Genomic DNA, 12052 nt, shown 5'->3' on the forward strand with positions numbered 1-12052 from the left:
GCCCGGCGAGCGGTGGTGCCGGGACCGGGCCCGGGACCACCGCTCGTCGTCGGCCGGTGACTCAGGCGCCCTCGGAGGCCTCCCGGGCTTCCTGGGCTCCCTGCGCCTCCTGGGCTTCCTGCGCTTCCTGCGCCTCCTGCGCCTCCTGCGCCTCCTGCGCGAACACCGCGTGCAGCCGCCGCGTGTGGTCGACCTGCCGCTCCGGTCCGGTGAGCGCGACCGTGGCGGTGAGCCGCGTATCGGTGCTGGACGCGGCGAACCGCAGCTCCAGGTCGCCGGGCTCGACGACGCGGCGCCCGTCGCGGCCGGTGAAGGAGGCGAGGTCGGCCGGGACCTCGACGCGCACCCTGCGGGCCTCACCGGGAGCCAGCGGCACCCGCGTGTAGCCGATGAGGCGCCGCACCGGCTGGACGACGGAGGCGACCGGGTCGTGCAGGTAGAGCTGCACGACCTCGGTGCCGTGCCGTTCGCCGGTGTTGCGGACGGTCAGTTCCAGCGAGAACCCACCGTCGGTCGGCGCCTCCTTGGTGTGCGCCACGAGGTCGCTCCAGGCGAACGAGGTGTAGGTGAGCCCGTGCCCGAAGCCGAAGGCGGGTGTCGGGTCGATGCTGGACACTTCGCTGGCGTGGGCGAGCCGCGCCCCGAGGTAGGTGGTCGGCTGGGCACCCGCCGATCCGGGCACGCTGACGGGGAGCCTGCCGCTCGGCGCCGTGCGCCCGCTGAGCACGCCGGCGATCGCGGCGGTGCCCTCCTCGCCGGGGAAGAACGACTGCACGATCGCGGCGGACTCGGCGACGGCGCGACCCAGTGCGTAGGGCCGTCCGGCGAGCAGGACCGTGACCACCGGTGTGCCGGAGTCGAGCAGCGCGTCGAGGAGCTGCTGCTGGGCGCCGGGCAGGGTGAGGGACTCGGCGTCGCAGCCCTCTCCGCTGGTGCCGCGGCCGAACAGGCCCGCGCGGTCGCCGAGGACGGCGACGACGACGTCCGCCTCGCGGGCCGCGTCCACCGCCTCGCCGATGCCGGAGAGCTCGCCGTCGTCGACGCCGGTGCCGCGGGCGACGGTGATGTCCGCGTCGGGGAACTCGGCGGTCAGGGTGTCGCGCAGGGTGGGCAGGTCGATGCCGACCGGGACCTCCGGGTGCTGCACCCCGACGTGCCGCGGGAAGGAGTAGCAGCCGAGCACTGCGGTCGCCTCGGTGGCGTTGGGGCCGACCAACGCGATGCGGCGGGGGCGGGCGAGCGGCAGGGTGCCGTCGTTGGTGAGCAGGACGACCGCCTTGTCGGCGATCTCGCGGGCCAGTTCCCGGTTCTCGGGCCGGTCCAGGACGATCCGGCCGCGCAGCGCCTCCGGGTCGTCCAGGTCCACCCCGTCGAGCGCGGGCGGGACCGGGCTCCAGTCCGGGTCGAGCAGTCCGAGTACCGCCTTCTGGCCGAGGACGCGGCGCAGCGCCCGGTCGACGAGCGCCTCGGGGACCCGGCCCTCGGTGACCGCCTCGACGAGCGGCGCGCCGAAGGTCTTGACGGTGGGCAGCTCGACGTCGACGCCCGCCCCCAGCGCGGCGCCCGCGGCGTCGGCCCAGTCGGCGGCGATGCCGTGCAGGGTCTTGAGGAAGGCGATGCCGAAGTAGTCGGCGACGACGGTTCCCTCGAAGCCCCAGGTGTCGCGGAGCAGTCCGGTCAGCAGCGTCTCGTCGGCCGCGGCGGGTACGCCGTCGATGTCGGTGTAGGCGTGCATGACGGAGCGGGTCCCGCCCTCGCGGACGGCCATCTCGAACGGCGGCAGCAGGACGTCGGCCCGTTCGCGGGCGCCCACGGAGGAGGGGGCGAGGTTGCGGCCGGCGCGGGAGGCGGAGTAGCCGACGAAGTGCTTGAGGGTGGCGACGATCCCGGCGGACTCCAGGCCCCGCACGTAGGCGGTGCCGATGGTGCCGACGAGGTACGGGTCCTCTCCGATGGTCTCCTCCACCCTGCCCCAGCGGGCGTCGCGGACCACGTCTAGGACGGGGGCGAGGCCTTGGTGGACGCCGACGGACCGCATGTCGCGGCCGATGGCGGCGGCCATCCGGCGCACCACGTCCGGGTCGAAGGTGGCGCCCCAGGACAGCGGGACGGGGTAGGCCGTGGCGCCCCAGGCGGCGAAGCCGGCCAGGCACTCCTCGTGCGCGACGGCGGGAATGCCGAAGCGGTTCGCCGAGGTGATCCGGGCCTGGGTGCGCATGAGCGAGAGCGCGCCGAGGGCGGGGTCGACGGGGACGGTGCCGAAGGGGCGGGTGAGCTGGCCCAGTCCGGCGGGCAGGAGCGCGTCGAGATCGACGACCTCCTCCATGTCGTGCTGATGCGGGGCCACTTCGCCGCCCTTGTCGGAGGCGCCGACCCACACTCCGTACAGCTGGGCGATCTTCTCCTCGAGGGTCATCGCGGCGACGAGCGCGTCGACTCTGGCGGCGACGGGGTGGTTGGGGTCGTTCCAGAGGGGGATTTCGGGGGTGGTCTCTACGGCCACGTTGGCGGTCACTTTCCTCCGACACCCATCAGCCCCTGGACCAGGGCACGACGGGCGAACAGGTAGACGAGCAGGATGGGCACCATGGACAGCACCACGGCTCCCAGCAGACCGGGGATGTCGATGCCGTGCGCGGTCTGGAAGTTGTACAGGCCCAGGGTGACCACCTTGGTGGACTCGGACTGGGTCAGCACGAGCGGGAACAGGAAGCCGTTCCACGCCTGGAGCGCGGAGAACACCACGATCGTGGACAGTCCCCCGCGGGACAGCGGCACGACGAGCTGGAAGAACATCCGCCGCGGGCTCGCGCCGTCCATGGCCATGGCCTCGTACAGCTCCGGGGAGATGTCACGCATGGCGCCGCTGAGGATGAGCGCGGACATCGGCAGGCAGAACGCGGCCGTGGGGAGGATGACGCCGAGCAGGTTGTCGTACAGCCCGGCTTCGCTGATCAGGTAGAACATCGGCACGATCACGGCCTGGGCCGGGATGGCGAGGCCGAGCAGGAACAGCCGGAAGATCGCCGAAGTGGCCCTGCCGCGGCTGCGGACGATCGCGTAGGCGAGCGGCGGGACCAGCAGCAGCACGATGCCGATCACACAGGCGGTGACGACGAGCGTGTTGAGGAAGTACTGGCCGAAGCCCGAGTCGAAGGCGCCGGTGAAGTTGTCCAGCGTGAAGCTGTCCGGGAGCGAGACCGGGCCGTTCTCGGCGTAGTCCTGGCGGGTGCGCAGGGTCGCGGCGAGCATCACGTACAGCGGGAGTCCGACCAGGAAGAGCCAGACGAGCGAGCCGACGCCGGCCACGTAGTTGGGTCGGCGCCTCATGACACACCCTCCATGGAGCTGCGCATCTTGTCGTAACCGGAGACCCGGACGACGATCAGCGAGATGATCGTGGCCGCCACGACCAGGGCCAGGGCGATCGCGGAGCCGATGCCGTAGTCGAAGCTCTTGAACGCCTTGTCGTACATGTAGTAGGCGCTGATGGTGGTGTCGGTGCCGGGGCCGCCCTGGGTCAGGATGAGGACCGTCTCGAACGTGGTCAGGCCGCCGACGATCATCAGGATCATCGAGGTGATCATGGAGGTGCGCAGCTGCGGCAGGGTGATGTGGAAGAACTGCCGGTAGCGGCCCGCCCCGTCGATCTCCGCCGCCTGGTAGAGCACCTGCGGGACCGCGCGGGCGGCGCCCTGGTAGATCAGCGTGTGGAACGGGGTGAACTGCCAGGTGCTGACGAACGCCAGCACCCCGATGGCGGTGGTCTGTTCACCGAAGAGGTTGCCGTCGCCGAAGAGCCAGCCGGCCTCGGCCGGGATGCCGAAGTTCGGGTCGAGCAGCGCCCGCCACAGCACGGACACGGCCGTCGCCGACAGCAGCAGGGGGATGAAGTAGATGACGGACAGGACGGCGCGGTTGCGCTGGTGACCGGCGGCCCAGACGCCGAGCAGGATGCTCAGCGGCGTCTGGAGGACCACGCCGAGCGCGGTCAGCAGCAGGGTCAGCCAGATGCTCTTGAGCATCACCGGGTCGTCGATGAGGCGCGACCAGTTGTCCGTGCCGACGAACTCGGGCGAGCTGATCCCGTCCCAGCTCATGAAGGACAGCACCGCCACCATGATCAGCGGAACGATCGCGAAGAGGACGAAGAACAGTGCGGCGGGCACCGCCCAGCCGAAGCCGGGGCGGCCCACCGTCGTCGCGGACGAGGCGGGCGGCCGCCGCCGGGACTCCTTGCGGGGTCCGGCGGCGGGCCGAGCGCTCGTGGTGTGTGTGGTCATGAGCCGTTCGTCACTCGGTCGGGAGGGCCTGCATGGCCTTGATGAAGCCGTCCGTGTCGAGCTGTCCGTTGAAGAACTGCTGGATGGCCTTGTGCATGTCCGAGCTCGCCTTCTGCGGGTACGCCTGGTCCCAGGACAGCTGGAAGGACGGGGCCTTGGAGACGAGGTCGTACTGGAAGCGCGAGTACTCGGGGGTGCCCGAGCTGTCGATGAACTTGTCGGTGTTGGTCGTGGTCGGCAGGTTGCCGATGTCCAGCTGCGCCTTGACGAAGTCGTCGGAGTACATGAGCTTCAGGAACTCGGCGACCGCCTCGGGGTGCTTGGTCTTCTTCATCACCGAGTAGTAGTTGTTGGTGTTGCCGGCCACGTCGGCCGGGTCGCCCTTGCCGCCCGCGACGGTCGGGAAGGCGGTGTAGCCGAGGTCCTTCTCGGCGAACTCCTTGTGGTCCGTGAGCTGCTGGGAGTAGTACCAGGAACCCATCAGCTCGAAGCCGGCCTTGCCCGAGGCCACCAGCTGGACCGAGCCGCCGTTGGTGTACTTGACGGAGTCGTAGTTCTTGCCGAAGGCTCCGGAGTCGACGAGCTCCTTGATCATGTCCAGGGCCTTCTTGCTGTCCGCGCTCTCCCAGGCGCTCTTGTCGCCGCCGACGGCCTTGGCGAACAGCTCCGGACCGGCTATGCGGTCGTAGAGGTACTGGAACCACATCTGGGTGGGCCACACGTCGCCGCCGCCGAGCGCGATCGGCGTGACGCCGGCGTCCCTCAGCTTGTCCACCGCGGCGAGCAGCTCGTCCCAGGTCTTCGGCGGCTGGACGCCCGCGTCTTCGAGGACCTTCTTGTTGTGGAAGAGCAGGACCGGCTGGGTGCCGCGCATCGGGACGCCGTACGGCTTGCCGTCGACGACGGCGCTCTCGAAGACGGACGGCAGGAACTTCTTCTCCAGGTCCGGGTTCTTCTTGATGAAGTCGTCGAGCGGCAGCAGCAGGTCCGCCTTGACGAACGGCTTGATGCTGCCGCCGCCCCAGTTGAAGAAGACGTCCGGAGCCTGCGGGGTGTTGATGATCGTCTGGAGCTTCGTCTGGTAGTCGGCACCGGGGATGGTGTCGAGCACCGCCTTGACGTCGGAGGTCTTGTTGAAGGTCTCGACGATCTGCTCTTCGACCTTGTTGCTGGCGTCCCCGTAGACCAGGACATGGATCTTGCCGTCGTCCGACGACGCCCCGCCGTTCCCGTCACCGCAGGCCGACAGGCTCAGCGCCAGGGCGAGCGTCGCACCGGTGGCGACCAGTCTGGGCAAGCGCGCACGTGTCTTCATCGTTCGCCTTTCGAAAGTTTCGGCACCATCACCGAAAGTCCATGCTGGTCGGACAGTAAAGTGAGACCGGATTTCTGGTCAATGGCCGTGCGGCTGCCGACTCAAAACGTTATCGATCGCATGGCCTATCCTGCCTGCATGCACGATGAAGTTGAGGTGGGCGCGAGGGTGACCCTGGCCGAGGTTGCGAAAGAGGCGGGGGTCTCCCCGCCGACAGTTTCGAAGGTCCTCAACGGTCGTTCGGATGTCTCCAGCACCACCCGGGCCAAGGTGGAGCGGCTCCTCGAGGTGCACGGCTACCGCCGCCGGACCGCGAGCCGACCGCGCTCGCCGCTGGTCGAACTCGTCTTCCACGAGCTGGACAGCGTCTGGGCGATGGAGCTGGTCCGCGGCGTGGAGACCGTCGCCAAGGCCAACCGGACCGAGGTCGTGCTCACCCGCAGCGGCACCCGGCACGCCCCCGCGCCGGACTGGATCGAAGGAGTGCTCAGACGCAGGCCGCTGGGCGTCGTGCTGGTCTTCTCCTCGCTCCCCGCGGAGGTCAAGCAGCGGCTGCGGTCCTGGAACATCCCCTTCGTCATCGTCGACCCGGCCGGCGACCCCGACCCCGACGTCCCGTCCGTCGGCTCCGCCAACTGGGCCGGAGGGCTGGCGGCGACCCGGCACCTCACCGACCACGGGCACGAACGCGTCGCGATCATCACCGGGTTCGAGGACATGCTGTGCTCACTGGCCCGGCTCGACGGCTACCGCTCGGCGATGACCATGGCGGGCCTGCCGATCGACCCGGCACTGGTCCGCTACGGCGACTACGACGTGCAGAGCGGCTTCGAGCACGGCATGGACCTGCTCGCGGGTCCCGGCCGGCCGACGGCGATCTTCGCGGGCAGCGACCTCCAGGCGCTCGGCGTGCTGGAGGCGGCCCGCGTCAGGGGCCTGAGGGTCCCTCAGGACCTCTCGGTCGTCGGCTACGACGACGTGCCGCTGGCCCAGTGGTCCAGCCCGCCGCTGACCACCGTCCACCAGCCGCTGCGGCACATGGCCGAGGAGGCCACCCGCATGCTCTTCCGCCAGGACGACCCCGGCCGGGCGGGCCGGCGCATCGAGCTGGCGACCCACCTCGTCGTACGGCAGAGCACCGCACCACCGGGCGGGGCGGCGGCGCCCGGTGACGCGGTCGCGTGACGAGAACCCCCGCTCCCCGGCCGTCTGGAAAGCCCACCAGCATGACGTCCTCCTCGCGAGCGCCCGCCTGCAACCGGAGGTTGTCGACGATCGCCCGGAGCAGCCGTGCCACCGGCCAAGCCACCGCGGTGGCTGCCGGGTGAACCGAGGGACGGACGACCGGGCCAGGAGGAACCGACGCACGTCGCTAAACTTCTGGGACCGCAGCCCACCGTGCGCAGGGAGCCCTGAATGCCGGCACACGACGCACCCGTTCCCGCCGCCGATACCGGGACGAGTGGGCAGTCGGCGCGACCGGTCCGCCAGGCCCTGTCCGACAGCGTCTACGAGGACGTCAAGGCCCGGATCATGGACCACGAGATCGCCCCGGGAGCCCGCGTCGGCATCGAAGCCCTGGCCCGGGCCCTGGGTGTGTCGCCGACGCCCGTGCGCGAGGCCCTGGCCCGGCTGGAGTCCGACGGACTCGTCGTCAAACGCTCGCTGTCCGGGTACCGGGCGACGGAATTGCTGACGCGGCAGGGAGTCGAGGAACTGTTCGAGATGCGGCTGCTCCTGGAGCCGCGTGCCGCCGCCCTCGCGGCGTGCCACGCGGAGGAGGACGAGCTGGACGCCATCGAGGCGACCCTGGAGTCCATGCAGGCCCATCCCGGTCCCGCCGGGCCGTACTCCTCCTACCGCGACTTCGCCGCGATGGACCAGCGCTTCCACGACGCCGTCGCCCGGGCCGCCCACCGGCCGCTGCTCGCGGACGCGGTGGAGCGGCTCCACTCCCATCTGCACATCTTCCGTCTCAGCAGTGTTCAGGACGCGGGCGCTCCCACCCTGGACGAACACGAGCGCGTGGTGCGGGCGGTACTGCGCCGCCGGCCCGAACGGGCCGCCGCGGCGATGGCCGAGCACCTCACGCGCAGTCTGGAGCGCCAGCTGACCCGGTTCGAGGAGGAATGACCGGACCCGCCGGTGCTCGTGGCCACCGTCATCCGGCGCGGGCCCCGGCCATCCGGTAGACGCGCCGGGCGGTGCCCGCCCCGATCTCGGCCTGTTCGGGCGGGGTCAGACCCGAAGTGAGCTCCCGGGCCGAGCGCACGACGTCGCCGTAGTCCGCGGCGAGCGTGCACACCGGCCAGTCCGAGCCGAACATCAGCCGCCGCGGCCCGAAGGCCTCGACCACGGTGTCCGCGTACGGCCGCAGGTCGTCGACCGTCCAGGACGCCCGGTCGGCCTCGGTGACCAGGCCGGAGAGCTTGCACACCGTGTTCGGCAGCGCGGCAAGCGCGCGCAGCTCCGTCGCCCACGGCTCACGCCGCCCGGAGGCGATCGGCGGCTTGCCGAGGTGGTCCAGGACGAAGGTGAGCCCGGGTACGGCGGCGGCCGCACGCGTAGCGGCGGGCAGTTGGTGGGGCAGGACGACCAGGTCGTAGACGAGCCCGGCGGCGGCCACCGCGCGCAGACCGCGCAGGACCTCCGGCCGGGTCAGCCAGTCGGGGTCGGCCTCCCCCTGGACCTGGTGGCGGATGCCGCGCAGGAAGCCGCCGCCGGACAGCGACCTCAGGGCGTCCAGCGCGTCGGTGACGTCCGGAGCCGTCAGGTCGGTCCAGCCCACGACCGCCCCGATCACCTCGTGGGCCTCTGCGAGGGCCAGCAACTCGGGTGTCTCCTCGGCCGCGTCGACCGTCTCCACCAGCACGGTCGCCGAGACTCCGGCGGCCCGGGTCTCGGTCTCGAGGTGCTGCGGGAGGAAGGAGCGCCGCAACGGGGCGAGCGCCGGTCCCTGGATCCACGCCTGGTCGCGTACGGAGAGGTCCCACAGGTGGTGGTGGGCGTCGACGACGGGCGTCACGAGCGGTCTCCTTCGGGAACCGGAGCGTGGGCCGGGAGCAGGTCCCGTTCGCGCAGAGCCGTCCACGCGGCCCGGGGCACCGGCCTGCGGTACTGCTCGGCCGCGTCCCGGACCTGGGCCGCCGAGCGGGCACCGACGAGGACGGCCGCGACGGCCGGATGCCCGAAGGGGAAACGGAGCGCCGCGGCCCGCAGCGGCACACCGTGTGCCTCGGTGACGTCGCGCATGCGCACGGCCCGGCGCAGGAGTTCGCCGGGCGCCGCCGTGTACTCGTACGTGGCCCCGGGCCCAGGGTCGGCGAGCAGCCCGGAGTTGAACACTCCGCCGACGATCACGCTCTTGCCGGCGGCTACGGCGGTGGGCAGCAGCGAGCGGAGCGCGCCCTGTTCGAGCAGCGTGTAGCGCCCGGCGCAGAGCACGGCGTCGACGTCGGTGTCCGCGAGGAAGCGGGTCAGCATCCGGGTCCGGTTCATTCCGGCACCGATCGCCCGGACGACGCCCTGCGCGCGAAGCTCCTCGAGTGCCGGGTACGCCTCGTCGAAGGCCTGTCGCTCGTGGTCGTCGGGGTCGTGCAGCAGCACCAGGTCCACGCGGTCGAGCCCGAGCCTGGTGAGGCTGTCCTCCAGGGAGCGGCGTACCCCGTCGGCGCTGAAGTCCCAGCGGCGCCGGTGCGTGGCCGACACGGCGAACCCGTTGGCCAGGTCGTCACCCCCGCCGTCGTACGGTTCGAGCAGGCGGCCCACCTTGGTGGACAGGGTGAACGCGTCCCGTGGCTTGCTCCGCAGGACCGCGCCGAGTCTGCGTTCCGACAGGCCCAGGCCGTAGTGCGGGGCGGTGTCGAAGTAGCGGACGCCCTCGTCCCAGGCCGCCTCCACGGCCGCCGCTGCCTCCTCCTCCCCCACGTCCTGGTAGAGCCCGGCGACGGCGGCGGCACCGAACCCGAGGGCGGTGACGGGTACGCCGCTGCGACCGAGCGTGCGCACCGGCAGGGCGGCGGGCTGCCTGCCGGTGGTGGCGTCCGTCGCCATCACTGCCCCTTCGGCCGCAGCCGCAGCCCCTGCATCCCGCCGTCCACCGCGAGTGCGGTGCCGGTGACACTGGCGGCCGCGGGGCTCGCCAGGTACACGATGGCGGCGGCGACCTCGTCGGCGGTCACGAGACGGCCCATGGGCTGGCGGGCGTTGAGCGCCTCCCGTTCGGCCTGCGGGTCGGGCGCCCGGTCGAGGAGACGGCCCACCCACGGGGTGTCGGCGGTGCCGGGGTTGACGCAGTTCACCCGTATTCCCTCGCGGACGTGGTCGGCGGCCATGGCGAGGGTGAGGGCCTGTACCGCGCCCTTGCTCGCGCTGTACAGGGCACGCTGCGCAAGCCCGGCGGTGGCGGCGATCGAGCAGGTGTTGACGACCGCCGGATGCGCGGAGGCACGCAACAGGGCCAGCGCGGCGCGGGTGGTGCGGACGACGCCCAGGACGTTGACGTCCAGGACGCGGTGCCACTCGGCGTCCGCGTTGTCCTCGACGGTGCCCGCGGCGCCGATGCCGGCGTTGTTGACGAGGATGTCGAGGCCGCCGAGGTCGTCGGTGGCGGCGGCGACCGCGGCCCGCACGGAGGAGTCGTCCGACACGTCGGCGACGTATCCGCGCAGCGGCTCGTCGACGGACGAGGGGTCGAGGTCCAGTACGGCGACGTCGGCGCCGCGCGCGGCCAGCAGCCGCGCGGTGGCCCGGCCGATGCCGGAGGCGCCTCCGGTGACCAGGGCCTTGAGTCCGGCCAGTTCGCTCATGCGGGGATGTCCTTCTCGGGTCCGGCTGCGGAACGGTCGGCGAGCCAGAAGGCGCCGTCGGGGTAGCGGTAGGTGTCGATCGAGGCGGCGTGCATCCGGGAGGAGAATCCGGGTGCCGTGGGTGCCGCGTAGTGGCCGTTCGCCATGACGACGGGGCTCTCGAAGTGCTCGTGGAGGTGGTCGACGTACTCGATCACCCGGTCCCGGGTCGTCGCGGACAGGGCGACGAAGTCGAACATGGACAGGTGCTGCACGAGTTCGCACAGGCCGACACCGCCGGCGTGCGGGCAGACCGGCACGCCGTACTTGGCGGCGAGGAGCAGGACGGCGAGGTTCTCGTTGACGCCGCCGACGCGGGTCGCGTCGATCTGCACCACGTCGATCGCCGAGGCCTGCAGCAGTTGCTTGAAGACGACGCGGTTCTGCACGTGCTCGCCGGTGGCGACCTTGACGGGTGCGACACCCCGGCGGACGGTGGCGTGGCCGAGGATGTCGTCGGGGCTGGTGGGCTCCTCGATCCAGTACGGGTCGGTGTCGGCCAGCGCCTTGGTCCACTCGATCGCCTCGGCCACGTTCCAGCGCTGGTTGGCGTCGATCGCGATGCGGATGTCCGGGCCGACCGCCGCTCGTGCGGTGCGCATCCTGCGGACGTCGTCGGCCAGGTCGGCGCCGACCTTCAGTTTGATCTGCGTGAAACCGTCGGCGACCGCGCGGCGGGCGAGGCGGATCAGCTTCTCGTCGGAGTAGCCGAGCCAGCCGGGAGAGGTCGTGTAGGCCGGGTATCCGCGTTCCAGCAGCTGTTCCTCCCGTGCCGCTGCGCCTTCCCTGCCCTCGCGCAGCAGGGCCACGGCCTCCTCGCGGGTGAGCGCGTCCTCGATGTAGCGGTAGTCCACCTGGTCGGCGAGCCACTCCGGTTCGGCGTCGGCGAGCAGCTTCCACACGGGCCTGCCGGCGCGTCTGGCGGCCATGTCCCACACCGCGTTGACGACGGCGCCGATCGCCATGTGCATCACGCCCTTCTCCGGGCCGAGCCACCGCAGCTGGCTGTCGCCGTTGAGGTCTCGGCTCACCGTACCCGGGTCCGTGCAGACGGCGTCCACGGGACGGCCCACGACGTGTTCGCGCAGTGCGGTGATGGCGGCCGCCTGCACTTCGTTGCCGCGTCCGATGGTGAAGGTGAAGGCGTGTCCTTCGAGGGGTGCTCCCCCGCCGTCCCGGCCGTCGGTCCGCAGGATGACGTAGGCGGCGGAGTAGTCGGGGCCCGGGTTCATGGCGTCGGAGCCGTCCAGGTCCCGTGAGGTGGGGAACCGGATGTCGATGACGTCGATGCCCGTGATGCGGGGGGACGTGCTGTGGTCGCTCATCGGTTCACGCGTCCTCGAAGGTCCGACGCCCGGCGGGGGTGCTGCGTGGTGACGAAGGACCCGTCGATGTCGCGGGTCAGTCCGGTGAGGTCGTAGGCGCGTCCGTCGTAAGTGCGTCCGTCGTAGGTGCCTCCGTCGTAGGTGCCTCCGTCGTCGGCGAGGACGGCCGGCCGTTCGAAGCCGGGAGCACCGAGGCGCAGCAGTTTCACGTGTTCTCCTTGCGGTCGCGGCACGGTTGGCGCCGCGTGCTGGTTCCGAGGGGTGTGGGTCGGGGCGTGGGGC

At 71.5% G+C, this 12052-nt stretch carries 11 protein-coding genes; 2 read left to right on the forward strand and 9 right to left on the reverse strand.

What is annotated here, in order from left to right; genetic code table 11:
- Nucleotides 1–61: 61 nt before the first annotated feature.
- Genes ABS735_RS21175 through ABS735_RS21190 form a run of 4 tightly spaced genes read right to left on the reverse strand, consistent with a single transcriptional unit; the run spans nt 62 to nt 5598 of the window.
- The gene (locus ABS735_RS21175) at nt 62–2515 is read right to left on the reverse strand and encodes a beta-xylosidase/alpha-l-arabinosidase (protein ID WP_373901071.1); all 2454 of its coding nucleotides are present in this window, start codon (nt 2513–2515) and stop codon (nt 62–64) included.
- The gene (locus ABS735_RS21180; RefSeq protein ID WP_373901070.1) at nt 2512–3330 is read right to left on the reverse strand and encodes a carbohydrate ABC transporter permease; all 819 of its coding nucleotides are present in this window, start codon (nt 3328–3330) and stop codon (nt 2512–2514) included. Before ABS735_RS21180 ends, ABS735_RS21175 begins: the two co-directional genes overlap by 4 nt.
- Nucleotides 3327–4283, reverse strand: a complete 957-nt coding sequence (locus ABS735_RS21185) for a carbohydrate ABC transporter permease (protein ID WP_373901069.1) — start codon at nt 4281–4283, stop codon at nt 3327–3329. Before ABS735_RS21185 ends, ABS735_RS21180 begins: the two co-directional genes overlap by 4 nt.
- Nucleotides 4284–4293: 10 nt before the next feature.
- Nucleotides 4294–5598: an ABC transporter substrate-binding protein gene (locus ABS735_RS21190; protein WP_373901068.1), complete on the reverse strand. Its 1305-nt coding sequence runs from the start codon at nt 5596–5598 to the stop codon at nt 4294–4296.
- Nucleotides 5599–5736: 138 nt separating this feature from the next.
- Between ABS735_RS21190 and ABS735_RS21195 the strand changes: the two genes are divergently transcribed.
- Both ABS735_RS21195 and ABS735_RS21200 read left to right on the forward strand, forming a co-directional pair.
- On the forward strand, nt 5737–6783 hold the full coding sequence (locus ABS735_RS21195) for a LacI family DNA-binding transcriptional regulator (RefSeq protein WP_373901067.1): 1047 nt from the start codon (nt 5737–5739) through the stop codon (nt 6781–6783).
- 231 nt (nt 6784–7014) lie between these two features.
- A complete protein-coding gene (locus tag ABS735_RS21200) occupies nt 7015–7731 on the forward strand; it encodes a GntR family transcriptional regulator (RefSeq protein ID WP_373901066.1) in 717 nt (238 codons plus the stop codon).
- A gap of 28 nt (nt 7732–7759) precedes the next feature.
- Here ABS735_RS21200 and ABS735_RS21205 read toward each other — a convergent pair whose 3' ends face one another.
- Genes ABS735_RS21205 through ABS735_RS21225 form a run of 5 tightly spaced genes read right to left on the reverse strand, consistent with a single transcriptional unit; the run spans nt 7760 to nt 11979 of the window.
- A complete protein-coding gene (locus tag ABS735_RS21205; protein WP_373901065.1) occupies nt 7760–8623 on the reverse strand; it encodes an amidohydrolase family protein in 864 nt (287 codons plus the stop codon).
- Nucleotides 8620–9651, reverse strand: coding sequence for an aldo/keto reductase (locus ABS735_RS21210; protein WP_373901064.1), 1032 nt, complete (start codon nt 9649–9651; stop codon nt 8620–8622). Before ABS735_RS21210 ends, ABS735_RS21205 begins: the two co-directional genes overlap by 4 nt.
- Nucleotides 9651–10406, reverse strand: a complete 756-nt coding sequence (locus tag ABS735_RS21215) for an SDR family NAD(P)-dependent oxidoreductase (protein WP_373901063.1) — start codon at nt 10404–10406, stop codon at nt 9651–9653. The genes ABS735_RS21210 and ABS735_RS21215 overlap by 1 nt, the downstream gene beginning before the upstream one ends.
- Nucleotides 10403–11770, reverse strand: coding sequence for an enolase C-terminal domain-like protein (locus tag ABS735_RS21220; protein ID WP_373901062.1), 1368 nt, complete (start codon nt 11768–11770; stop codon nt 10403–10405). Before ABS735_RS21220 ends, ABS735_RS21215 begins: the two co-directional genes overlap by 4 nt.
- Nucleotides 11767–11979 carry a hypothetical protein gene (locus tag ABS735_RS21225; protein WP_373901061.1) on the reverse strand — a complete coding sequence of 71 codons (213 nt, stop codon included), beginning with the start codon at nt 11977–11979 and terminating at the stop codon, nt 11767–11769. Before ABS735_RS21225 ends, ABS735_RS21220 begins: the two co-directional genes overlap by 4 nt.
- Nucleotides 11980–12052: the final 73 nt, after the last annotated feature.

Source organism: Streptomyces sp. MMCC 100, from assembly GCF_041538145.2.
In the GTDB taxonomy this organism is placed as follows: domain Bacteria; phylum Actinomycetota; class Actinomycetes; order Streptomycetales; family Streptomycetaceae; genus Streptomyces.

Bases quoted from the DNA above. Each gene is read 5' to 3' on its own strand.
- ABS735_RS21180 (WP_373901070.1), bottom strand. From the start codon at position 3,330: ATGAGGCGCCGACCCAACTACGTGGCCGGCGTCGGCTCGCTCGTCTGG.
- ABS735_RS21190 (WP_373901068.1), bottom strand. From the start codon at position 5,598: ATGAAGACACGTGCGCGCTTGCCCAGACTGGTCGCCACCGGTGCGACG.
- ABS735_RS21210 (WP_373901064.1), bottom strand. From the start codon at position 9,651: ATGGCGACGGACGCCACCACCGGCAGGCAGCCCGCCGCCCTGCCGGTG.
- ABS735_RS21200 (WP_373901066.1), top strand. From the start codon at position 7,015: ATGCCGGCACACGACGCACCCGTTCCCGCCGCCGATACCGGGACGAGT.
- ABS735_RS21185 (WP_373901069.1), bottom strand. From the start codon at position 4,283: ATGACCACACACACCACGAGCGCTCGGCCCGCCGCCGGACCCCGCAAG.
- ABS735_RS21220 (WP_373901062.1), bottom strand. From the start codon at position 11,770: ATGAGCGACCACAGCACGTCCCCCCGCATCACGGGCATCGACGTCATC.
- ABS735_RS21195 (WP_373901067.1), top strand. From the start codon at position 5,737: ATGCACGATGAAGTTGAGGTGGGCGCGAGGGTGACCCTGGCCGAGGTT.
- ABS735_RS21215 (WP_373901063.1), bottom strand. From the start codon at position 10,406: ATGAGCGAACTGGCCGGACTCAAGGCCCTGGTCACCGGAGGCGCCTCC.